This is a genomic window from Brevibacterium pigmentatum (assembly GCF_011617465.1).
GTDB classification, from domain to species: Bacteria; Actinomycetota; Actinomycetes; order Actinomycetales; family Brevibacteriaceae; genus Brevibacterium; species Brevibacterium pigmentatum.
In genome coordinates this window covers 514441-538786 of sequence record NZ_CP050153.1, presented here as the reverse complement: position 1 = coordinate 538786, position 24346 = coordinate 514441, and the positions used below count along the sequence as shown (strand labels likewise).

General features: G+C 60.6%; 13 protein-coding genes and 1 pseudogene. 4 read left to right on the top strand and 10 right to left on the bottom strand.

The genetic code is table 11. The annotated features are described in order from the left end of the window. Window position 1: 1 nt before the first annotated feature. Window positions 2-6529 carry a CLIPPER-2 domain-containing protein gene (locus tag GUY30_RS02295; RefSeq protein WP_167193763.1) on the bottom strand — a complete coding sequence of 2176 codons (6528 nt, stop codon included), beginning with the start codon at window positions 6527-6529 and terminating at the stop codon, window positions 2-4. A gap of 756 nt (window positions 6530-7285) precedes the next feature. Here GUY30_RS02295 and GUY30_RS02290 point away from each other — a divergent pair. From GUY30_RS02290 to GUY30_RS02275, 4 genes are all read left to right on the top strand, one after another. After that, on the top strand, window positions 7286-7675 hold the full coding sequence (locus GUY30_RS02290) for an AMP-binding enzyme (RefSeq protein WP_228281628.1): 390 nt from the start codon (window positions 7286-7288) through the stop codon (window positions 7673-7675). Window positions 7676-7881: 206 nt separating this feature from the next. Further along, window positions 7882-9147, top strand: a complete 1266-nt coding sequence (locus GUY30_RS02285; RefSeq protein ID WP_167193761.1) for a YfcC family protein — start codon at window positions 7882-7884, stop codon at window positions 9145-9147. Further along, window positions 9080-9319, top strand: coding sequence for a hypothetical protein (locus GUY30_RS18020; protein ID WP_167192997.1), 240 nt, complete (start codon window positions 9080-9082; stop codon window positions 9317-9319). The genes GUY30_RS02285 and GUY30_RS18020 overlap by 68 nt, the downstream gene beginning before the upstream one ends. Window positions 9320-9424: 105 nt before the next feature. Further along, window positions 9425-10609 carry a M20 metallopeptidase family protein gene (locus GUY30_RS02275; RefSeq protein ID WP_167193759.1) on the top strand — a complete coding sequence of 395 codons (1185 nt, stop codon included), beginning with the start codon at window positions 9425-9427 and terminating at the stop codon, window positions 10607-10609. Window positions 10610-10770: 161 nt separating this feature from the next. Here the strand turns inward: GUY30_RS02275 and GUY30_RS02270 are convergent, their stop codons facing one another. From GUY30_RS02270 to GUY30_RS02235, 9 genes and pseudogenes are all read right to left on the bottom strand, one after another. Beyond that, entirely contained in the window at window positions 10771-11991 is a 1221-nt protein-coding gene (locus GUY30_RS02270) for a glycosyltransferase (RefSeq protein ID WP_228281626.1), read from the bottom strand. A gap of 60 nt (window positions 11992-12051) precedes the next feature. Beyond that, window positions 12052-12207 (bottom strand): annotated as a pseudogene (locus GUY30_RS18145) (glycosyltransferase family 2 protein); the annotation flags it as partial. 488 nt (window positions 12208-12695) lie between these two features. Further along, window positions 12696-13103: a glycosyltransferase family protein gene (locus tag GUY30_RS02265; RefSeq protein ID WP_167193757.1), complete on the bottom strand. Its 408-nt coding sequence runs from the start codon at window positions 13101-13103 to the stop codon at window positions 12696-12698. A 725-nt stretch (window positions 13104-13828) separates the two neighbouring features. Then, on the bottom strand, window positions 13829-14839 hold the full coding sequence (locus GUY30_RS02260) for a glycosyltransferase (RefSeq protein ID WP_228281624.1): 1011 nt from the start codon (window positions 14837-14839) through the stop codon (window positions 13829-13831). Between the two features lie 283 nt (window positions 14840-15122). Then, a complete protein-coding gene (locus GUY30_RS02255) occupies window positions 15123-15875 on the bottom strand; it encodes an OBAP family protein (RefSeq protein WP_167193753.1) in 753 nt (250 codons plus the stop codon). A 556-nt stretch (window positions 15876-16431) separates the two neighbouring features. Next, complete coding sequence (locus tag GUY30_RS02250) at window positions 16432-18102, bottom strand: APC family permease (RefSeq protein WP_208091468.1); 1671 nt, start codon at window positions 18100-18102, stop codon at window positions 16432-16434. A 306-nt stretch (window positions 18103-18408) separates the two neighbouring features. Further along, on the bottom strand, window positions 18409-21012 hold the full coding sequence (locus GUY30_RS02245; protein ID WP_167193751.1) for a bifunctional glycosyltransferase/CDP-glycerol:glycerophosphate glycerophosphotransferase: 2604 nt from the start codon (window positions 21010-21012) through the stop codon (window positions 18409-18411). Then, window positions 21012-22649, bottom strand: a complete 1638-nt coding sequence (locus tag GUY30_RS02240) for a stealth family protein (RefSeq protein ID WP_167193749.1) — start codon at window positions 22647-22649, stop codon at window positions 21012-21014. Before GUY30_RS02240 ends, GUY30_RS02245 begins: the two co-directional genes overlap by 1 nt. Window positions 22650-22886: 237 nt before the next feature. After that, window positions 22887-24293 (bottom strand): FAD-dependent oxidoreductase, encoded by a 1407-nt coding sequence (locus tag GUY30_RS02235; protein ID WP_167193747.1) that lies wholly within the window; start codon window positions 24291-24293, stop codon window positions 22887-22889. Between the last annotated feature and the right edge of the window lie 53 nt (window positions 24294-24346).

Sequence of the window (24346 nt, the reverse complement as noted above, 5' to 3'; positions counted from 1 at the left end):
ATCAGCTCGACTTTCTCCGTCGTACCGACGGCACGATCACCATTCCGATCGCCAACAAGAGCAGAGCAATCGCGCTGATTCCGAAGATTCCCGCTGCACCGGTTCTGGGGAGGTCTCCTCCGCCGTCGCTGCTGCCGGACGAATCCGCGTCGGTCGACGAAGCCGCTTCCGACGAAGTGTCCGCTTCTGTCGAGGAACTTCCACTCGTTGCGTCGTCAGAGCCACCGGCGTCAGCCGAGGGACCAGCATCAGCCTTATCAGACGCCTCCGCATCCGCACTGGCAACCGACCCCTTGCCGCCGTCACTGTCCGCAGACGAATCCGACTCCGACGAACTGTCTGAATCATCTCCGGCACCTGCACCCGTCGCACTATCCGAATCATCCTTGGCGTCCGCGTCCGACGAGCTGTCGGAATCACCCTTGACATCCGCGTCGGAAGAGCTGTCCGAATCCTCATCCGAGGCAGATAGGTTCACCTCAGACGGGTCCGAGACGACGTCGTCACCGTTCGGTGCCTGGCCTGTGGCCGTCGCCGAGTTCTCGAGCGAACCACGGTCCACGTCCGACTGGACCACGTCGTAGGTGGCCGTGCAAGTCATCGACTCACCGGGAGCCAGCTTTGCGGCATCGTCGGGGCAACTGACGTCGGACAGTTCGCCCGAACCCGTGAACTCACTTTCATCAACGCCCACATCGGACAAGGACACATTCCCGTTATTGGTGACTTTGAACGAGTACTCGATCGAATCACCAGCTTTGTAAAAGTCCTTATCCGCCGTCTTTTCGATCGACACTGCCGGGCCGGCCTCGGCTGCTGGAATTCTCACCTCGGAGGGGTCAGAGTCCACATCATCACCGTTCGGTGTCGTGGCCTTCGCCGTCGCGGAGTTCTCGATCGAACCACGGTCGACGTCGGCCTGAGTGGCCTTGTAAGCAGCTGTACACTTCACCGAGTCTCCCGGCGCCAATGACGCTGCCTCCTTTGCACAGCTGATCTCGGACAGGTCGCCGGAGCCGGTGAACTCGGCTTCGTCGATGCCCACATCCGACAGAGTCACATTGCCTGTGTTCGTCACCTTGAAGGAGTACGTGATCGATTCGCCGTCCTCGAACGTGTTCGTGTCGGCGGTCTTCTCGACCGAGAGACCCGGAACCGACTCACCCGTGATGCTCCAGTCCGAAGGCTCAGAGGCCACATCGTCACCGTTCGGTGCCTTGCCCGTCGCTGCTGCGGAGTTGTCGAGCGAACCGCGATTAACGTCGGCCTGCGTCACCTCATAGGCGGCAGTACAGGTCACCGAATCGCCGGGGGCCAGCTTCGCTGAGTCGTCGGAGCAGTTCACTGGCGAAAGTTCGCCCGTACCCGAGAATTCGCCCTCGTCGACGCCCACATCGGACAGAGTCACATTGCCCGTGTTCGTGATTTTGAACGAGTACTCAATGGAGTCACCGGCGACAAGCGTGTCCTTATCCGCAGTCTTTTCGATCGACAACGCAGCATCGGTGTCGGCGACAGGTGTCTCAGTGCTGGCTTCGGCGGAGCGAACCTTGTCGTCGTCGCCCGGAGCCGTACCTTCGGCGGTGGCGGTGTTCCTCACTGCCTTGCCACCATCCACGTCGGCCTGTGTAACCGTGTGAGTGGCGGTGAAGGTCGCCGATTCGTCCGGCGCCAGGGAGGCGACGGACTTCGGGCTCAGCGACCCATCGTCGATGTGCTCATCATTGACGGTCACGTCGCTCAGAGTGGTGTTTCCTGAATTCGTCACCTTGAACGAGTATTCGATGGTCTCACCGACGTCGGCGGCACCGTTGTCGTTCTCATCTTTCAGCTCATTGGACTTCTTGAGAGACAAGGCAGAATCATGTTCTGCCACAGGCGTCTTCGTGCTGTCCTCGTTGGAGCGGACAGGAGTCTGATCGCCTTCGGACCGTGTCTGAGCCGTCGCAGTGTTGACGATCGGACCGCCGTCGTCGACATCTGCCTGAGTGACCGTATAGCTGGCGGTGAAGGTCGCCTTATCGCCTGGAGCGAGTTTGCTGACTGACTTCGGCCTCAATGTGCCGTCGTCGACCTTGACATCGTCGATGGTGACGCGGCGCAACGTCACGTTGCCTGTGTTCTCAACCGTGAACGTGTACTGGATCGTTTCACCGGCATCGGCGGCGTTATTGTCGTTCTCGTCCTGCAGCTCGTCCGATTTCTCCAATGTCATCGCAGGTACGGGCCCTACAACTGGCTGACTGTCGGTGTCCACTGCTTCGACTGCGGAGTCATCAGGGGTTGACCCCTTCGCCGTCGCCGTGTTCTCGACGCCTCCTGCGTCGACGTCGGCCTGCGTCACTGTGTAGGTGGCAGTGAAGGTGGCCGAGTCCCCTGGTGCCACTGTGCCGACGTTGGCGGGTTCGACCTTATCGACATTCGCATCTTCGATGCTCACGTCGCTGATAGAGGTGTTGCCGGTGTTGGTCACCTTGAACGTGTACTTGATCTCGTCGCCGACGTCCGCGATGTCCGCTCCCTGTATCTCACCGGTCTTCTCCAGCTTCAATTGCGGGGAACGAGGTGCCTTGGGCACGTTCGCCGAGGAGGGACCGGATGCGATCTCATTGTCCCCGGGCGTCGTTCCGCGGGCGGTGGCGGTGTTGATGAGGTCGGTCGACTCGGTGGCGTCGATGTCGGCCTGCGTCACTGTGTAGCTGCCGCTGAACGTCGCCGATTCGCCCGGGGCGAGACCATTCGGTAGAGAGTCGGGATCGCTGAGCTCAACTTCGTCGAGTCGATCGTCATCAATGCCGAGGTGGGTCAGTGTGGTGTTTCCGGTGTTGGTGACGACAAAGGTGTAGTCGATGGTGTCACCGACCGTCGCCGCTGTTCCGTCTCCCTGCAGTTCGCCGCTCTTCTTCAGATGCAGCCCCGAGGCCTGCGGAGCCAGGGGCACGTTCGCCGTATCCTCGGCGCTCGTGATCGAGTCCCCACCGGGCGACGCAGCTTCTGCGGCGGCGATGTTGACGATTCCCTGATCACCATCGTCGCGTACGTTATCGATGGCCTTCTGAGTCACCTTGAACGATGCGGTGAAAGTCGCTTGTTCTCCTGGTGCCAGCGAATCTGCTGTCTTGGGTTTGAGTGTGTCAGCGTCGATCAGATCATCGTCGATGGTGACGTCGGTGAGTGTGGTATTTCCGGTGTTGGTGACCACGAATGTGTACGCGATGGTTTCGCCCTGATCTGCGACGCCGTTGTCGTTGGTGTCTTCGAGTTCGGCAGTCTTGCTGATCGCCACACCATTGGCTCGCGGCTTCACCGGCGTATTCGCGGTGGATTCGTTGGATTCGACGGGTGCACCGTTCGGTGCGGTGCCGTTCGCCGACGCAGTGTTACTGATGTCCTTACCGGCGTCGATGTCCGACTGGGTCACCGTGTAGTCGGCGTTGAGGGTCTTCTGCTCGCCTGGCGCCAGACTCTCGATCGAGCCGGGGTCGATTCCGGAGTCGAAATCGAACTCATCGGCGACGCTCACATCCTCGACGGTGGTGTTCCCGGTGTTGGTCACGGTGAACGTGAAGTTGATGACGTCGCCGACTTCAGCGGCACTCTTGTCGTCGTCGAGAGCGCTCGTCTTCTGCAGGGCCAAACCGTTGGTCTGCGCTGTGGTCGGCACCTTGTCGACTGCTTCGGTCGACGTGATCGGAGTGTTCGTGCCCAGCGCAGCAGCTGTAGCAGTCGCCGTGTTGACGATGTCTTCGCCGGCATTGACGTCTGCCTGCGTGACCTGTCGGCTGCCAGTGAATGTCGCTTCCTCTCCTGGTGCAAGCGACGCTGCCGACTTCGGACTCAGGGTGTTGGCATCTATCGTGTCATCGTTGACGGTGACATCGGTCAGCGTGGTGTTGCCGTTGTTCTTCACCGTGAAGGTGTAGTCGATCGTCTCACCTGCGTCGGCGGTGCCGTTGTCGTTGGTGTCGTCGAGGACTCCGTCCTTCTGCAGCGAGACCGAGTTCTCCCGTCCCGCTGTCGGGAAGTTGTCCGTCGACTCACCGGTTCGAACATCGTTGCCATTCGGTGCGCGCCCCGAGGCTGTCGCCGTGTTGACGATGTCCCCTCCGGTATCGATGTCGGCCTGCGTCACGGTGTACTTCGCCGTGAACTCAGCAGACTTACCGGGCGCTAGAGAGCTGATCTGTGAAGGATCGGTGGAGTCGATCCTGTCGTCGTCGATCGTGATGTCTGCCAGGGTCGTGTTTCCGTGGTTGGTGACCGTGAACGTGTATTCGAAAGTGTCCCCGACATCGGCCAGACCGTTGTCATTGCTGTCTCGGCTAAGCTTTCCGTCCTTCTTCAGTGACATCGCTGAGGTCGGTTCCGCGACCGGCGTCTCGGTGCTGGACTGGCCCGACTCGATTGCATCTCCTCCGGGGCTGGTCGCCGATGCGGTGGCTGTGTTGTCGATGACCCCGCCTGCGTCGACATCGGACTGTCCGACTGTGTACTTCGCGGTGAAGCTTGCGTCGTTGCCGGGGGCGAGGCTGTCGATCGAGGCCGGGTCGATCCCAGCCCCGTCGAAATCGAAGTCGTCGGCGATGTCGACATCTTTCAGAGTGGTGTTGCCGGTGTTCGTGACTGTGAATCTGTAGGCGATCGTTTCGTCGACATCGGCGACATTGTTGCTGTTCGAATCGTCCAGCTCGCTCGTCTTCTTGAGCGCGATGCTGCTGTTCTGAGCAGGCAACGGAGTGTTTGTCGAGGACGGATCGGATTTGACGGGATCATCCTGACCGGGTGTAAGACCGCTGGCAGTCGCGGTGTTGCGGATCACTCCGTCACCGTTGGTCCCGTTGGCGTCAATGTCGCCTTGGGTGACTTTGTGGCTGCCGGAGAAGGTCGTTTCCGCTCCCGGAGCCAGGCTTGACGATTTCTCAGGGTCAGTGCTGTCGAGAAGCGGATCGTTGATGGCCACATCGGTGAGCGTGGTGTTGCCGGTGTTCTGCACTGTGAACGAGTAACGGATCGTCTCCCCGACATCGGCGACATTGTTGCCGTTGGCATCGTCGAGTTCACTGGTCTTCTGAAGCGAGAGCCCGGGGGCCCGGGTGGCGACCGGTGTGTTGGTCTTCGATTCTGCTGAGGTGGTAGTCTGCCCCGTCGGTGATTCGCCCCGTGCGGTGGCGGTGTTCGTGATGTCTTTGCCGCGGTCGACGTCTTTCTGCGTCACCGTGTAATTGGCGGTGAACTTTCGGGAATCCTCCGGTTTCAGTCCATCGACCGAGCTCGGGCTGATTCCCTTGCCATCAAAATCGAATCCATCGTCGATTGCGACATTGTCCAGGATCGTCTGCCCGGTGTTGGTCACCGTAAAGGTGTAGTCGATCGTATCGCCGGCGTCAGCCACGCCGTTGCCGTTCGAATCGTTGAGCTGGGCGTTCTTCTGCAAGGACAGACCGGGTCGCTGAGCTTCGTTGGCGAAAGTGCAGACGATGTCGGCTCCGGCGCGGGGAATCGTGACGCTGCCCTTCGTGCCGTTGCCGCCTGTCAGCTCCTGCTTGTTGCGCTGGTTCACACACTTGTAGGTCGATTTGTAGTTCTTCTGGCTGGCGCCGGCCCCGGATTCGGAGAACTGGAAGGTCTGCCCAGGTCGTCCGATGATCGAACCGGCGTACTCTGAGGGCTGCTGATTCTGGACTCCGCTCGAATTGCCCTGTGTCACGCCGGTGTTACCGGGAGCACCGGGCTCGAGTCCGTTGCCGGAGATATCCAGCGTCGCCTGATCCTCGGGGGCGAAACGGCCGTTGCTGAAGTCTTTCTGCACCTGGAGCGTGCTGGGAGTCGCGCACGAGGCCATATCGGTGGTGCCGGTCTGCCCGAAGGAGTTCGTACCCAGGACCTTGCCGCTGGTCGGGTCGGCACTGTAGAGCGTGGTTCCGCTGCTCATATAGAGCAGCCCGTCACCGCCGAAGGCGATGCCGTTGATCGGTTGCTTCGACGCGATGCTCGTAAGCTTCGTACCTCCGATGACTTTCGGCTTGCTCTGGGCGGTCGTCGGCAGCTCCTGGTTGACGACCCCGAGTGTCGACGAGGAGTTCCCATTTGCCCCGATGTAGTAGAGCTCACCAGCGCTGGAGAAGGCGAAGTCGCCGTTTGCACCATCGGCGGGCACTGTACCTTGGGCGACCAGTCCAAGAGACTGGCCTGTCGAGGGGTTGAACCCGTAGACGTTGAGGACGCTCGAAGTGGAGCTCGAGAACCCTCCGTAGTAGTAGATGCCGCTGCTGGGGTCCACGGCGCCGTGGGTGATAGGAGAGTTTGCGGGGCCGCGGGTCAATCTCTGTGAGGAGTTCGTGTTCGTGTCATAACGGAAGATCTCTCGATTGTCGCTCTGTGTGTAGATGCCGTAGAGCGAGCTGCCGTCCGCACTCATCCCCATCGCATTGATCTGCTCGAAATTGCTGGGAACCCCGAAGGTCCCGCGACTCGTCTGTCCACCCGAAGCGGGGTCGATTTGCCACAGATTCTGCGACGTATTCGTCAAACCCTGCATCGTATAGATGGGCCCACACTGCAGGGCCTGCGGGGAAGCCTCAGCGGGAGCTGCCTGCGCGGGTTCCGAGTTGACCGGGAGAACCACAGCGATGAGCAGAAGAGTCAGAACGCTCGCGATGAGTGCACGTGTCCGACTACCGAGACGGTTGAGTGAACCCAGCATGTGCCCTGAGAACGGGGTGCGGAACTTCCTAGCAAGGGATGAGGGGAATGACATATACGACCTTTGCACTGCAGTTCAAGCGTTCCGATCGAGGGGGTAGTCGTCCATCGACACTGCCCCCGTCTTTGAGGGCCCCGTCTATGGCGGCGACGAAGTGTTTCTCATCTCGAGACGCTTCTATCCAAAGCACATCTTGCCATAAAGTACACATATTGCTCAATAGCTCCTAGCAGTTCGCATTCAACTTCTGCCAAGCTTTGCGGAATCACTTCGGGGCAGCTTATCAGCGGTTTGCTGAACTGCGGTTGGATCGAAGGCGTCACCTCAACCGAGCGTCGAGGCTGCTGTCCTGACTTCAGAAGGAATGTTCTTCGTCTCCCCTGCCGGCACCTCGTTGAGGACCGCCCTCAGCCGTGCTGAGGAGAAGAATTGACCACTGAACCGATCTGGCTTCCCGACCCCGACTAGACCCCGCGACCGCAGATTGCTGACTTCATCGACTTCGCCAACAAGCGCACCAGCCAAAGCCTGGCTACGTATGACGATCCGTGGAACTGATCGGTCACCCTCAACCGGCAGAGAGTGCGCCTCGGCAGCGCCGATATCTACGACATCGTCGACGGCATCCCCGAGGTGGCCGAATCCTTGGTCATCGGTGCCGAGCAGCCCGACGGCGGGTACTGGATGCCGCTGTTCGTCGTTCTGGCGTCGGGGGTTTCGTTGGATTCCGGGTTGCGGTCACGAATTGCTGAGGAGCTGCGGTCCAAGGCCTCGCCTAGGCATGTGCCCGATGACATCATCGCGGTCCCGGCCATTCCGCACACCAAGACTGGAAAGAAGCTCGAAGTACCGGTGAAGAGGCTGATCCAGGGGCACGATCTGGCCAAGGTCGCGAATCCGGATGCTGTGGATTCGTTCGAGGCGTTGGCGTACTTTGCTCGGTTTGGGGAGGGCCCCCGTAAGCCTGCATGAGGAGGGTGTCCGATACTTCGGACACTATCTTCGCAGTCCTGTAGCGAATGGACAGCTGGCCTGCCAGCATTGTGACGAGGCGCACACTCGCCACAGCATCGGGGATGTCTGGGCCAACGCGGCAGAGACGTACACACAGTGATTCGCTCCCGGACGATGTAGTTGTGACGTTACGATCCAGACGCCGAAGGAGACTTAGGCGCAAAGTGAATTCGAAAGCCGAACCCGCTGCGAAGCCAGCGAAGCCAGCGAAGACACCCGCTGCGAAAAGGGTTCCACACACCTTCGTCATCCTCTTGGGAATCATCGTTGTTCTGGGAATCGCGACCTACTTCATCCCCTCAGGGCAGTACGACACCCGAGTCGATGATTCGGGCCGAGACCTGGTCATCAGCGGCACATACCATGCAGTGGACTCAGCTCCGGCGAATCCCTTCGATCTGTTCACGTCGATTCTGTCGGGGATGACCGAGGGCGCCGACATCATCTTCTTCCTCCTCATCATCGGAGGAGCGCTCGGTGTACTCAACGCGACCGGCGCAATCGATCGACTGCTGCAGGGGGTCCTCACCAAGTGCGCCGGCAAGGAACTCTGGATCGTCCCGATTCTGCTGGGTTTCTTCTCCCTGTCGGGAGCGACGTTCGGCATGAGCGAAGAGGCCATTCCCTACCTCCTCATCATCCTGCCGATCCTGTTGAAACTCGGGTTCGACCGCATCCTCATCGCAGCCCTTCCTCTGGTCGGAACCGCGGTCGGATGGGCCGGCTCCTTCACCAACCCTTTCAATATCGGAATCGCCCAACAGATCGCAGGTGTGCCGATCTTCTCCGGGATGGCCGTCCGCATCGGACTCTTCGTCATCCTCTACCTCGCCGCAGCCATCTACTTCATGCGGTATGGAGCCAAGATCCTCAAGGACCCCAGTCGGAGCCTCATCGGCATCGGGCCCGACGACGAAGCTTATGGCTCGTCCACCTCGACGGACGATCCGCTGAGGAAGCGGGACGTCGCCGTCCTCTGGGTGTTCGTCGCCACAATCGTCGCCGTCCCGATCGGGATCGTCGCCTTTGACTGGTTCATCACGGAGATGTCGGCGCTGTTCGTCATCATGGTACTGGTCGTCGCCACCATCGCGAAGATGAACTACAACGACATCGCCGATTCTTTCACCAACGGCTGCCAGGATCTGCTCGTTGCTGCGTTGTCGGTGGGCCTGGCCTACAGCGGAATCATTCTGCTCGAAGATGCCCACGTCATCGACACGATCATCTATGGGCTGTCCACGGCGGTCGGGCAGCTCTCGAGCAACTGGGCGGCAGTCGGCATGGTGGGCGCACAGAGCGCCCGCCATCAACTACATCGTCACCTCGGGCAGCGGCCAAGCCGCACTGACCATGCCGATCATGGCTCCGCTGGCCGACCTCGTCGATGTGAGTCGACAGACCGCGGTGCTGGCCTATCAGTTCGGTGACGGCATCTCCAACGGTTTCACCCCGACGAGCGGCGCGATGATGGCCGGTCTTGCTATTGCCGGTGTCTCCTGGTTCAAATGGGTCCGCTTCCTCTGGCCGCTGATGATCATCTTCTACGTTCTGGGCGCGGTCTACGTCTTCATCGTTCATGTGTTCATCTGGACAGCCTGAACGAACAGCGGATGCTCACTGCAGCAGGAGGAACCCGAAAACCCTTCGTCTCCTGAACTTCGACGACCTACGATGCCAAACACACGAAGAAAGCGAGTATGCCCGATGATTCCCGACTTCCCTGCCGACGCCGCCGAGATCCTCTCCGAACTGCAGACCATCCGCAGAGATCTCCACGCCAATCCCGAGGTGGGCACCGACCTTCCGCGGACCCAGCAGGCCGTCCTCGACGCCATCGACGGCCTCGACCTGGAGATCACCAAGGGCGTGGCGCAGAGCTCGGTCGTGGCCGTGCTGCGCGGAGGGAAGCTAGGGCCGACGGTGCTGCTGCGCGGCGACATGGATGCCCTGCCGGTCAACGAGGAAACCGATTACCCCTTCGCGTCGACGAACGGGGCCATGCATGCCTGCGGCCACGACCTGCACACCAGTGGCCTCATCGGTGCCGCCCGGCTCCTCGCAGCCCATCGCGATGAGCTGCCCGGTTCTGTGATCTTCATGTTCCAGCCCAACGAAGAAGGCGATGGCGGAGCGAAGAACATGATTGACGAAGGCATGCTCGAAGCGGCCGGAGAGCGTCGCGTCGCCGCCTATGCCATTCACGTCAAGCCCGGCACGGGCGGGGTCTTCACCACCCGCCCGGGCCCGCTCATGGCCGGATTCATCAGTTTGGAGATCACCATGCGCGGCGCAGGCGGACACAGCTCCCAGCCCCAGTTCGCCCGCGACCCGGTAGCCCCCCTCACCGAACTGGCGGTGGCTCTCAACACCATGACGTCACGTCGATTCGATGTCTTCGACCCAGTCGTCATGCCCGTCACACAGCTGCGTGGATCGGATGCCAACAATGTCATCCCCGACACCGCGAGCCTGGGAGCCTGCATCCGCTACCTGTCTCCGGAGCGGGTCGAGCAGCTGCGGACCGAGGTCACCAGGATCGCCGACGGCATCGCCTCAGCCCATGGGTGTCGTGCCGAGATCACCTTCGAGCCCGGATTCCCTGTCACTACCAACGACACCGAGGAAGCCGCCTGGACCGCGCAGCAGCTCACTTCGGTCTATGGCACGGATCGCTACGAGGAGATGCCGAATCCGGAGATGGGTTCGGAGGACTTCTCCTTCGTCATCAATGAGGTGCCCGGCGCGTACGTCTACCTCGCCACGACTCCCGACGGTGTCGACCCAGAGCCCGAGGACAACCATTCGCCACGCGTGAAATTCGATGACAAATGGCTCGGAGACTTCGCCGCAGCGCTCGCCCACCTCGCTTTTGCTCGATTGGCGAGGTGATCGACAACAGCCGCACAGCTGCTCGATCCGGGCCGCCGGCGCCTGAAGCGCCCCGGTGATTGCGCTTCGTCACGGCTTCGTCCGGAGCCTCGGTCGGCTCTCCCACCTGCCGAACTCGGCCCATGCGGGCACCGGGTGCAGCCAGTGCTCCGCTCTCGCCGTCAGGACCGCGTTTTCGCCAGGGCGCTGCGGTAGATCGCTGCGTGCGCCGCGGCGATCTCCTTCCGTTCGCTTCGGCGGCGGTTGACGAGTTCTTCGACCTGCTCTCTCTGACCAGAAGATACGCTCAGCACTGCAGAGTGCAACGAGTCTGCATCCGGGGTCCACACCCCGTTTTCACGGGTCCAGGAATAGCTCGCATCAGCACCTTGACTGACATAACAGCCGACGTTCGGAGCAATGACCCGTGTGCCGAAATCGTGGCAGGCCTCCATCCAACCCGAATGAGTCCCGAAACGGTATGGAAGCAGGGAAACGTCAAGTCCGGCGAGGTATTCGAAGAGCTCACGGTCGGAGAAATAGTCGTGCACGTGCAGCTCGACATCGCTGGTGAGCAGGTAGCGAACGAGTTCCGGGTCGTGACGTGGGCCGTCTTCATCGAACACGTCGTGATGAAGATTGACCTGCAAAATGCCGCCGGGAATCTTCGCGACAGCGGCAGCAGCGGCCTGCAGAAGTGGTATTCCCACCATATTCGCCCGCAAACTCTTGAGGTGGATTCCGAGACGGAACTCTTCCTGACGCGGCAAGGAGGAGCTTCCGAGTTCAGAGATCGTCTCCAACTCAGCCACATGTGGGTGTGCAATAACATGCGCGTCGATGTTCCATCGCTGCCGTATCTCCTCTGCCGCCTTTCGGGTCAACGTGATGACCTCAGTTGCTCGGGGAATCAGCACGTCGAGCTGGGAAGAATGCAGCGCCGCGTCCTCGTGGTGAGGGTTCTGCAGGTCGTGGACCGTGTATACGAGTGGGATCTCGCGTGCCTCCAGCGCGTCGATGACGGCGTGCAGCTGAGCCGGGGAGTGGGCGTCGAAGCCGAAGTGGATGTGGAACACATCCGCCTCGCAGTTGCGGATCCAATCGGGATCGAGCATGGCCGGCGGCCACCACGGCGCACCCGTAGGGGCGTCAGCGCGGGTCGGCGGAGGGTCGGGCAGACGGATGATCGCAGGCGCGTCCTCGTCCGGAGAGGAAAGGTGCCGGACGTAGACGTGCGATCCTGGGACTGATGCCACTGTAAGGGGCACCTGCTCGTATCCCGCTGATCCCCGCCGCACGAGGCCGAGCGTCTCGAAGCGATCCAGCCACCCTTGCATCGGCCACTGGCCCCACTTCTTCGCGAACAGTCGACCATTGCTCAGGATGTCGTCAAGATGCTCCACCGGGGGTGAGGACACCGGATGGTACTGGTGGAAAGCGGAAGCGCTGCCCACCCAGGTCAGCCCTGTCCCGGTGCTGCGGGCCTGCCACGCAAAGTCGGTGTCCTCCCCTCCATAGCCTTCGAAGTTCTCGTCGAAGCCTCCGATCTGGTCCCACACCCCGCGGCGGACGGCGAACGACAGTGACCAGAACAGGTCGTGATCACCCGCGGTGATCATCTCCCCGGAAGCGGGGGCGGGCCGAGCGGGGTGCGGTTCGCTCAGAAGTGCCAGACGTTCGACACAGTCCGGCGAGATCGGATCGAGTTCGACATCAGGCAGATAGCTGACGGGTCCACAGAGCAGGTCCTCTGGGTGGGCCAGTGCGGCACTCTGATAGGCCGCGATCAGATCGGGCGTCGGAAGACAATCCACATCGAGAAAAATCAGAAGATCGTCCGGGTGTCCAGCGGTATGAGCCACACCGAGGTTTCGAGCCGCGGCAAGAGGTAGGCCAGGTCCGGGCCTGTGGATCGAAACGATCGACACAGGAACGGTGGGGGACCCGGCACGTCCCCTGACGTCTTCATCGTTCATCGCAACGACGATATGGTCTGTCGGTTGCACGGTGCTGAAGGCCAGGCATTCCCGCTGTCGACGCAGGTGATCATGGCGACCATGGACTGTAGTGATGACAAAGGTGCCCGGGGGGCCGGTCACAGAAATGCTCATCGTTCTCCCTTACAGACGTCGGCGGCGTATCTGAGCACGAGGTTGCTGAAGCGTTCGAGAGTCTTGCCGTCGCACCAGGTAGACCAACGGCTCCCATCGAGTCTCAGCGCCTCGGCGATCGCCTGAGCCCAGTCCGCGGCGTTGCTGTCGTCTGGACCTGCAATGACCGGCCACGGACCGCGGACGAGGACTTCGAGCATCCAGTTCTGCTCGTCATAGGGACGGGGGTGGGCGATGACAACTGCCGGGGTACGGCTGGCGGCGACTTCCGCAATCGAGTTCTGACCTGCCGCTGTGACTACGACCGCGGCGTCACGCACGATCGGCCACGGGTCCTCCACCCACATGCCGTTCGAGCCGCCCAGGACCGTGACTTCAGCTGTAGGGAATTCTTGCGTGAGCACATGTGGGAGGTCATCACTCAGTGCACCTCCACCTGCACCATTGAGCACAACGATGGAAAAGGCATCATCCGCTGGCCCCCGCTTATCCCCACGCGCGTCTGACGACACCTCGAGTGTGGGGAATCGGGACAATCCGCCGAGGGCATGGAACTTGTGCTCGCTGTCTTCTGGGATCCCGGAGACGATCCCTGCCGCAGACTCCGGCCAGAATCCGAGAATCGCTGAACTGAGGCGAAAGCCGAGCTGATGAGCGTAATCGCCGCGGCTTCCCGGCAAAACAGCCGTCAGCACAGGTATCCCGTGCAATCGAGCGAGAATCGCGACTTCCACCGAGACATCCACGACCATCAGCCGGGGCTTAGCGGAATCGATCCATCCAGAGATCTGAGCCGAGCGCCGTCTCAATCCGGAGTGCCCAACCGGGACGTAATGGAGGCTGCCACCGGCCGTGACGTCATCTCGATCCAGCCGGCATCCGTCTGAGGCCTCGGCTGCCGTTTCTGCCGACGTAGGCGCTTCGCAGAATTCAGAGCTGCTGTCGTCACGTTCCAATCTCACCCATTCACCCGGCCACTGCGCGGGCCGAGACAAGGAGGAGAGTCCGGTGACGTGCCATCCGGCACGAGCCAGCGCACGCGCCATCGACATGGAGCGGTGCAAGTGTCCCGAACCTTGATGGTGGATGTACCAACCGATCACCGGATGGACGGGGCCCTGATCGACGTTCATTCCGCGAAGCTTCCTGCCGCAGCACGGACTGCATGACGATACAATGCTTCGTATCCGCTGACGGTGCTGTCCAGAGAATGGTGTTCGACCGCATACTTACGGGCCGCCATACGGCTCCGTCCGGCAGCACTGCAGATCGCTCGGGCCAAGGCCTCGACGGTGAGCTGGTCCGCCAAGGCTCCGACATCGCCACGAACGACCTCAACCAGCCCGCCCCTCGGAAAAGCCGCCACAGGTGTCCCACAGGCCAAGGCTTCTGCTGCCACCAAACCGTAAGGCTCCTCCCATTGAGAGCTCACGACAGCCACGGCCGACGATCCCACCAGGCTGCGCAGCCGCTGCTGATCCAAATGCCCGCAGTAACGGGCATCGTCTCCCAGCCGCGGGGCCACTTCAGCAGCGAAGTACTTCTCGTCCATGACCGGACCTGCCAAAGCGATCTGGAATCCCGCAGCGCGGGCGGCGTCGATTGCCACATGGGGAGCCTTCTCCGGGACCATGCGCCCAGTCCAGACGCAGGCCGGCCCACCAGGACCCGCATCCCACAGATTCGTATCGACTCCATTCGAGATCACAGTACTCTCCACTGCGTGCGACCAAGCCCGGGCTGTCGCGCTCGACACGGCAGCGAAGAAAGTCGTCGGCGCGCGGAAGACCACGGCCGATTCCAACCAAGGCGTGGGCGGCGTGTGCAGGGTCGTCACGATCGGGGTGCGCACCAATGGCGAGAGGGCCAATGGCAGATGGTGAAGTGAATTGTTATGGATGACATCGAACTCTGTCTGCCCGGCCAGCCCGAGCATCAGGTCCAAGTAGGCGTGATGCTGCCTCATCCATTCCGTAGGCATCGCCGACACGTCGAGCCGGGCCGCTTCGGAGAGACGCAAGACCTCGGGAACGATCATCTCGACATCGAGGTCAGGATCGCTGCCGGGAGCGGCGAACAGCGTGACCGAGTGCCCGCGAGAGACAAGTTCCTTCACTACAGCGTGCGTAAAGGACTCCAAACCACCCGCGAAGGGCTGGTTGATGGGAAAACGGCTGGACGCTATCAGACAGATTCGCAAAACTCTGTGCCTCCGCTCGACCCGGATCAGCGTTCACCAATCATTGGCGGCTTAAACGACGATGCCTGATGGACCTCTTCGCAATGGAACATAGACGGCGTTCGAGTCCCGGCGCGTTGGTTCCAGGCTTCCACGACCAAAGTGTTTACATCGTAATCACTGTAACAGGTTGGGCTGGCTCCGAATGACTCACATGTTTTCGGTGGTTCTGCCGTTTGGCTTTCTACCGTTTGACGGGTGTTTCCTGCAGGGTCGGCTGTACCGTGGTCCCGGTCTCCCACGAGTTCGCGACCGGGGCCACCTCCGGCATCGGGATGTCTTCGCGGCGTTCGCGGTTGCGCTGCGTCGAGACCCCGACTTCGCGGTCGCGCTCTCGGACCAGCTCTTCGCGGACTTGCCCATCCTCGGTGAAGCCCATCATCAGCTGGGGCGCACCGTAGGGGAAGTCGTGAACGTCGTACTGCCAGGTGTGGAACGTCTTGCCGTAGGTCTTCACCAGGTCCTCGAAGTAGGCGTGTTCGGCGATCTCCGGAACGCCAGGCGCGGTGAGGATTCCGGACTTGATCTCATAATGATGGCTGTGCCAGAGCTTCTTCTCCTCTTCGGGCAGGGAGCGGAACCGGTCTTCGCTGATGATGTACTCGATGCCGATCAGGCGGGCGTCATAGGCGTTTCGATCGAAGATGACGCACTGGTGCAGGTCGTGTTCCAAGTGGATGCAGAAGTGAGCGGCATGGACTTGGCGTCCGGTGTCGTCGGCATAGATGTGCAGGCCGTCGAGGTAAGTGCTCATCGCCTCCAGCGGATATTTTCGCTGGAGGAACGCGGAGCCCAGGTCCAACACGCGGTGCTTCCAAGGATGGCCCTTGATGGTCTTGAGATTGCTGACGGCTCTGCGCCCGGCAAGAGCCGCTGCGACGCCGCCGATGCCGAGAGTCAGTCCGGTAGTGGAGATTTTCAGATGTGTCAGTTCCATAATTCATCGTAAAGCGGATGATGACACGATTGAACCCCCTGCAGAACAGCTGCGGACTATCGCGGGAGCCAGTTCGTCAAACGACCCCGTCGTGGAACACTCTTCGAACTGCTCGTCCTCCGCCTGGTCAGTGACAGCTTCCCCGGCTTCCGTCTTTTCCTTGTCTTCCCACGTGTTCCGATCGTCAGGATGCTCCACGGTGTCCGGAACTGCTTCTTTATCTTTCCCATCATCGACCTCCTCGAATCATGCCCCGAATTAGAGCCAATCCGGTCTCAACTGGCAAAAGCCACCGAGCGGCGAATTGATTTCATCTTGGTCTCCCGGCCGAGCACCGTCAATCACCCCAGAAGACTCAGACAGATTTCGCGTCACCACGCGCTTCACTACCTTTGGCAGCGCAGAGAACACCACCAATGCTCCGCTGTCCGAAATCTCGGTATCGGACCGGGTTCGCAGGCACGAAACGTGTCGGGGCCGTCACGGGGAAACCAGGGGACATTGGCCGCAGCGTCAGTGAGATCCGACGCTGCGGCCCGTGTGGCTCGGACGACGGTCACTCCCCGTCGATGTGTTCGGCCGCGGTCTCCTTGGTGTTCTCGACGTTGGCGACGACCTCCGCCGAGCTCAGGCGGGTTTTGATGCCGACGTAGAAGACGATGACGGTGAAGATGGTGCACACCAGCTCGCCCCAGCCGAACGTGAGCACGCCCATGGCGCCCTCACCGTAGTTGCTCAGCAGGCTGAGCACGGCCAGACCGCCGAGCCACAGGATCATCCACCAGCCGGACTTGAACTGCAGCGGCGGGATCTTGCTGCGGTCGCTGAACGCATAGTGCAGGCCGAGGACCACGTAGCCGAGCGCCATCGCCAGGAACAGCTTCCAGTTCGTGTCCCACCCCGTCCAGAACACGATGAGGTTCGCGGCGAGGAACCCGAGGAACGGGAGCACGTCTCCACCGGGCAGGCGGAATGGACGCTCCTGGTCGGGCAGCTGACGACGCAGTGCCGCGACCGCGATCGGACCGGAGCCGAAGGAGATGACGGTGCCGGAGGTGATGAAGCCGACCATCTTCGCCCACGACGGGAACGGGAAGAACAGGAAGCACGCGACGATGAACGTGATGAGCAGACCGAACCACGGGATGCCCTTCTTGCTCAGTTTCGTCATGGCACTCGGCGCATTGCCCACACGGGCCTGCGAATACGACAGACGCGGGGTCAGCGCGGTGAAGATCAGACCGGTGTCGGCCGGGGAGACGACAGCATCGATGTAAAGGATAATCGCCAGCCACATCGCACCGAGCATGATCGCGATCTCGGCCCACGGTCCCGCCGAGTTCGAGAACGATAGTCCGCCCCAACCGTCCTTGAGCAGTTCGGTGGGGATGGCGCCGATGAAGGCGACCTGCAGGAGGATGTAGATGATGCCGGTGAGCACGATCGAACCGATGACGGCGAAGGGTACGTTCCTCTGCGGGTTCTTCGTCTCACCGGCGAACTCCACTCCCTGACGGAATCCGAGGTAGGAGAACACGATGCCCGCCGCGGGCAGGGCCGCGAAGATCGGGGCGATGCCGTTGGGGGCGAAACCGCCGAACTCGGGCATGTGGAAGTGACCGGGGTTGAACGCCAGCAGCGCCAGTCCGATGAACACGAGGACGATGACGATCAGCTTCCACCACACGAGCACGTTGTTGAACTGAGCGAAGAACTTCACGCCGAACATGTTGATGACGCAGAAGACCGCGACCATTGCGATGCTCACGAAGATGCCCGGCACCGTGAGGACGAGCACCCCCTCTTTCGACTCCATCAGCCACGGCATATAGCTCGAGGCGTACTGGACGGCCGCGAGCACCTCGATGCCCACGGTTCCCGCCGCCGACAGCCACGTGATCCACCCGCTGGTGTAGCTGGCGAACGAACCGAAGGCATAGTGCGGGTAGCGCACGACACCGCCGGCGACGGGAAACATGACACCGAGTTCGGAATAGTTGAGTGCCACGAAGATGATGAGGACCGCGCCCAGGGCCCACGACAGGATCGCGGCCGGTCCGGCCATGCTCGCGGCATCGAAGGCGCCGAAAAGCCAACCGGAGCCGATGATCGACCCGACTCCGGTGAAGAGCAGGCCGGTCTTGCCGATATCGCGTTTGAGTCCTTTGTCATGGACGACAGTCACGCTCGTATGCGAGCCCGCTGACAGGGAATTGCGTGAGGGCACCAGGGCCTCCCTAGGTAGTGACGGCTGAGTTTCCGCCGCCAGTTTTCTCCCGTCGAAACGTGATGTCAATTACATAGCTGGGTTATACGGCGAGGTCACAGACTCAAAGGACCCCGAACACGCCTTTTGGGTGTCCGCGGTCGAATGGCGGAACGTTGAGGGTCACTATGTGAGGTTTGGGGTGGTGCGGGTTGGAAGGGTCGGGCCGACACCGGTCGTGTCGAGCCGCTTCGCCGAAGAAGATGGTCCCGCTCCAGTCCCTCGCGGCCGCCAGAGCCTCATTTGCTGGTCGTTTCGGCAAGCAATTTAGTTGGTGTACTGAATCTGCGGTGCCTCCGGCGTGGGCCGGTGGTCGCCGATGTTTACGGGGCGATCGAGTTCCTCGATCATCTCTGTAACTCGGCTGCACGCGCGGCCCGGTGTGACGAAGGTCCGCTCGATCCGACGTAGGTACTCGGGCCCCGGATCTTTACCGATCTGCAGGGTCGCACCAATTGCTTCTATTACTTGTTCGTGCTCAAGTGCGACAGGACCAAACCCGGCTTGGTCATACGAGTAATATCCGGGCTTTGTCGGATGCCCACCACCGAAGACCAGCTCTCGGTCGAACTGGTAGTACACAACGGGGCGACGGACAATGGCCGCATCGAAGGCAATTGAAGAATAGTCGGTGACCACGACTGCCGATTGAGCGATGACGTCTTGAACGTTCACATCCGAGTAGGAAGCAACTTCCACGTAAGAGGGAAGCGTCAGTTCCGGCAGGTATCCTTCAAGATTCGGGTGCGGCATGAATAGGATCGTGCAACCATGATCCTGCGACATCTTCTTGAGTTCGGCCGAGTTGAGAATGCCCATCCACCGATTCAGGAACTCAGATGAGAAGAATTCCGGATTGAGGTCGCGTTGATGTCCTCGGCCGGCTCTGGCACCGGCTAAGAATTCTCGCCAAGTCGGCATGATCGCAATGATTTGCCGATGTTCAGGGTTCCGCTCTGCCGATTTCTTAACTAGTATGTCGTGACGTGGCATTCCTGTCAGTGCAACTTCTTTAGCACTGAACTTATACGGTGAATGATCTCCAACTATCGAGGCGTACTCTTCTGCCGTCGACGCCACGATTCCAGCGATGTTCTTGCCGTTCAACCAGCCAGAGAGATTGTTCTGGGTTACGCCGTGTTGGAGGAATACAAATCTCCAATTCGGCTTCTCACCATTAGGAAAGACGAAAGGTGAGTAGACATAAGCGTCAGCATGAGAGGAGACGATAAAGCTGGCGTTGAGGCAGAGCGCCTTCCACAAAACAGAACCATAAGGGATCAGCCTCTTGAAACCTTCTGCACGCAAACGATCCCAATCAGGCGACTTCCGCTCGACAACAAACCACGCGTTGATCTCACGTCGCCGCCTACGCAAATATCGAAAGAGGTGCTCAGCGTTATCGTTAGCATTGAGATTGCGATCCATCAGCACCCAGGCACCAGCGAAGAGTTTTTGGACTGGTGCTGATCGGGCAAGTGACAGCACGAAGCGGTCTTCCATTGTCAGGCTAGTACGGCGTTTCCGAAGCTTCGTCTCCGTGTTCGGCTTCCTTTTCGCACCTCGTCGCTCCTGAACTTTTGAAGGTCGGATGGAGTACTGGTTCCGCTTCGGATGTTCAAACGTCAACGGCGTGGCAACCCCGTCAAGATTGATCGTTACAGTGCCATCGACCGGAACCCAAATGATTCGCTCATGAAGCAAAGCCCGTCGCAAGTACGTAAAATCACGGGTCTTGGCTGCGAACGGTTGAATCCGTTTTCCTCTGAACCGAATCTCCTCGTGCGGTGCTCGTCCTTTGAATCGGTACCTCAATTCGACGAGTCGACGGACTTCGTCGAATCGACCTATGACAACCGATTGCCACCGCCAGTCTTCGGCTTCATACCCGTGGGCAAGTGCTTCGATCTGCGTCGACGATCGGTTGATCAGTGAAAACGACTCGATCGCTTCGGCTGATAGGTGCTTACGGATCAATGCCACGACTTCGTGGAACCGGGCCGCAGCGGCAGTATCAAGACCGGAAGCCTGTGAAAAGGTGGCCTCTTCAGTCCGCAGAGTCCAGGTCAGTTCATAAATGATGACGTACTGCAGCCACAGTGGGACTTCGGGGGCCGCCTGTTCGAGAAGCTGAAGGCATCCGAGTTCGAGGACCGTGGTGTACTTCTTCGGATCGGTCCCACTGGTTTGCAGTGTCGAAGACCTATCTGCTCGTCGGCGATAGAAATATTTGGCGGAGTCGACAACAGAGACGAGTCGCTTTGGCAGAGCCAGGAGGTACCTCTGAACGAAGTGGCCGTCTTCAAACGTCGGGCGGATTCTTTCGTCGTATCGAAGCTCGAGGTTGTTGATCTTTGCCACTCGAAAGAATGCGGAGGAGGCATGCAGATGCACGTATTCGGGGAACCGGTCGATGTCGACCAGCTGATCTCCTCCGCGGAATCGATGGCGAAGCGGGTGTGAGTCTTTGATCTCGCCGGTCTCTTCGAAGTGATCGACCAAGTGGCAGATCACCATCTCAGCGCCACGTTGCGATTCCAACGCAGACTCGACGGCTTCGAAGTAGTCGTCGGCCAGGGTGTCATCAGGATCAGTGAATGTCACCCACTCGGCAGTGACGGCATCGAGCCCGAAGTTTCGCGCCGATGACTGCCCGCCGTTGGCCTTCGTCAGAACAGTCACTGAGAAGTCGGTTGCGGCAGCCCACTCGTTCAGGCGATTAAGTGAGTCATCCGTCGAACCGTCATCGACGAGGATGATCTCCACGAGGGAGTGGTCAATGGTCTGCCGGTCGAGAGAGGCAAGAAAGTCATCGAGATAGCGCGAGACGTTGTAGACAGCGGAGACCACTGCATATTTCTTATCGGCCATCAGTCGTGGGCGCTCTTTTCAAAGGTACTGGGGATCGGCAGCTGGTCTTCGAGGAAGTCCTTCATCATGCGGTCGAGCTTGTCCTGATCGACGTCCGAAGTGTTCGTGTCGTTGAGACACAGCACGTCCAAATCACGACGCCGCGCCAGACGCAGGAAGTACAGCTCGGCGTCTTCTCGGGCGATGTCCATGTAGGCGTACCGAATGCTGCCGGGGGTAGCTCGACCGATGGCGTAGGCATAGAAGTGGTAAAGCGCTGAGGGGATCGACAGATCATCTGGATGACGGAAAGTCGATCGAGCCACTGCCGCGAACTCGTCGGAGTGTTCGTTTTCCATCTCAGTGAGCACTGAGCGTAGCTGTGGGTGCGGAGTGTGCTTGAACTTATTCGTCACTGTTCTCGCGAAGTTGTTCTGCAAGAACGCACGATTGCGCTTCGCCGCAGACAGAACCGGCAGATCTCGGGCAGACGGAGGATCGATGTCGAGCGGAGCTTTCGACGGAAAGAATCGTGAGAGTCCATTGCCAGTGAAGAAGAGCGAGGGATCGGTCGGTCGAAGGAAGAAGATGTCGTCATTGAGGTAGACATACTTCTCACTGAGTCCTGGAATGTGGTGCAGCTGCGACTCGATCGCATGCGAATTGAACACCGGGAGAGCGTCACCGTCCGCAAAGATGTCGCGGTGGTCGACGACGGTGATCTTCGGATGATCAGTATCCAACCAACTGGGGACTTGCCCGTCGGTGACGAGATAGATGTGGTTGACCCAGCTGGCATAGGCCTCGACCGAGCGCAATGAATATTTGAGCTCGTCCCTGCTGGTGAATCGCGACGGAATCGTTGCGGTCTTATTGACGGCGCCCTGCTCGAGCCCCGTTTCGGCGGCATGTTTGCGCTGACGCCAGTCTGGATCGTCACCATCAACCCAGGTGTAGACGATGTCGACAGGATCGACGACGTCGTAGAGATGCGGGTGCGGCAGTTTCAACTGACCACCGGCAGCGATCGTCTGTCGCCAGATCCTGGGAGTCAGGTACTCAACGGGAGCACCACGCTGAGCGATGCGGCGGTGCAGAGTCCCGGCAGTATGTGTTTCCCCATCGACACGTTCGACTCCTGCATCCAGAACAGCCCATGTCTCGATGATGACGTCTTCAAACCTCGTGTTCATCAGTTTGCCGTTGGGAGCGGCCAGATGGCGACGGCAGCGGATTCGGCTCACATCGTCCGGTGTCGACACGAATTTGGACAGCGGTGCCCGCCGTCCGGAGAAACCGGTCACGTTCGATTGCCAACCGTCCTCGACGTTCAGACGCTGCAACGCGTCGACCACCTGCCGTGTCTGATTCTCTGCCACGACCACAATGGGATTGAATTCGTTCGAACTCGGCAGAACCACTGTCTCGACTCCAGCGGTCCGCAGCAGCTGTGTGACAGTGCTGAGATTCTCTGCGGCAATTGCTCGGGCATCGTAGCCGCGGTCGGGAGCCGCTCCTGCGGAAACACGGTCGCCAGCGAAGCCGCGCAGCCACGGGTACTCACGATGCCGAAGCTTCGACGCGATCACCTTCTGCCGAGTCGACGCTTGTTCAGCGCCCCAGCGGCGTACCCGCTCCCCCAGCTTCTTCACTGCCATTTTTCCTCGCCTGACGTCATCCAATCCGGAATACTCAAATAAGCATGTTATCCAGACATGAATGGCTCACAGCGTATTCACTGATGTCGTGTCGGTAACTATCAGGGTCAACATTGTCGTTCAACGACGAATCGGGTTATCGATGCTGTCTCGCATCGATAACCCGATTGGCTGTTGAACGACGGGGAGCGCAAACCTGAACTAGCGCTCCGTCCAGGTCCTCGCAGCTGGGCGACCTCAGCCCGCGTTCGCCTCCGCAGTCAGGTGGGCACGCGCCTCGGCGAGCATGGCCTCTCGGGTCGCGATCTTCACGCGTTCCCGGCCCTCGGTCTCACCGAGGGCCTTCTCCGCAGCCTCGAGCCGGTGGTAGCCCTCCCAATCGGTGAAGTCGACGCCCTTCGATTTGAGCAGCTCGACGATCGAGGACTCCTCCGGGTACAGGGGTTCGGTGAGCGTTCCGGCGGCCTGGTCGTCGAGGATGTGCCCGATCGTCTCGAGCGCATCGCCCTTCGTATGACCGATGAGCCCGACGGGGCCGCGCTTGATCCACCCGGTCGTGTACACGCCGGGGATGACGTCCGCCTCGGCGGCCTGCCCCTGGTCTTCGGCGTCGACGACGCGTCCTTCGTGATTCGTGATGACCTTCTTGGCCTCATCGAAGGGCAGCTGCGGCAGCTGCGTACCCGCATAGCCGACGGCCCGGTACACGGCGTCGATGTCCCAGTCGTGGAAGTCCCCGGTGCCGTTGACGCCACCGGTCCCGTCGAGTTCCTGACGTTCCGTGCGCAGACCGGTCACCCGATCCTCGCCGAGGATGGCCACCGGCGCGTGGAGGAAGTGCAGGTGCAGTCGCCGCTTCGCCCCGGTCTCCTCCCGCATCGCGAAGTCCGTGAGCGTCTTCGTCACCTGCTTGACCTGGTTGCTCGACTCGATCGCGTCGAGCGAACCCTGATCGAACTCGTAGTCCTCGGGATAGACGATGATGTCGACGTCGGCGACCTGACCGAGTTCACGCAGCTCGAGAGGCGTGAACTTCGCCTGCGCGGGACCCCGGCGGCCGAAGATATGGACGTCGGTGACCTTCGAGGACTTCAGGCCCTCATAGACGTGATCGGGGATCTCCGTGGTGTGCAGGTCATCGGCCTGCTTCGCGAGCACCCGGGCCACGTCGAGCGCGACATTGCCGTTGCCGAGCACGGCGACCTTTTCCGCGTCCAGCGGCCAGGTCTGGGCGACATCGGGGTGGGAGTCGTACCAGTTTACGAAGTCGGCTGCCCCATAGGAACCGGGCAGATCGATCCCGGGCAGCGACAGCGGTGCGTCGACGAAGCAGCCGGTGGAGAAGATCACGGCGTCGTAGCGGTCGGTGAGCTCGCCGAGGTTGATATCGGCCCCGTATTCGACGTTGCCGAACAGGCGGATGTCACCGCGGTCGAGGACCTTGATGAGCGCATTGATGATGCCCTTGATCCGCGGATGGTCGGGGGCGACCCCATAGCGGACGAGCCCGAAGGGTGAGGGCAGTCGTTCGAACAGGTCGATGCTTAAGCTCAGGTCATGTTCGGCCTTGGTCAGCAGGTCGGCTGCGTAGATGCCGGCGGGGCCGGCACCGATGATGGCCACTCTGAAGGGAATAGTAGGCATGGGTTTCCTTGATCAGTCGTCGTGGAGCGGGGAGTCGCTCGGTGTGATGGAGC

What these genes read in the sequence shown, in the direction of transcription:
- GUY30_RS02240 (WP_167193749.1), bottom strand. Translation starts at nt 22,649, where the DNA reads ATGGCAGTGAAGAAGCTGGGGGAGCGGGTACGCCGCTGGGGCGCTGAA.
- GUY30_RS02245 (WP_167193751.1), bottom strand. Translation starts at nt 21,012, where the DNA reads ATGGCCGATAAGAAATATGCAGTGGTCTCCGCTGTCTACAACGTCTCG.
- GUY30_RS02255 (WP_167193753.1), bottom strand. Translation starts at nt 15,875, where the DNA reads ATGGAACTGACACATCTGAAAATCTCCACTACCGGACTGACTCTCGGC.
- GUY30_RS18020 (WP_167192997.1), top strand. Translation starts at nt 9,080, where the DNA reads ATGGCTCCGCTGGCCGACCTCGTCGATGTGAGTCGACAGACCGCGGTG.
- GUY30_RS02235 (WP_167193747.1), bottom strand. Translation starts at nt 24,293, where the DNA reads ATGCCTACTATTCCCTTCAGAGTGGCCATCATCGGTGCCGGCCCCGCC.
- GUY30_RS02275 (WP_167193759.1), top strand. Translation starts at nt 9,425, where the DNA reads ATGATTCCCGACTTCCCTGCCGACGCCGCCGAGATCCTCTCCGAACTG.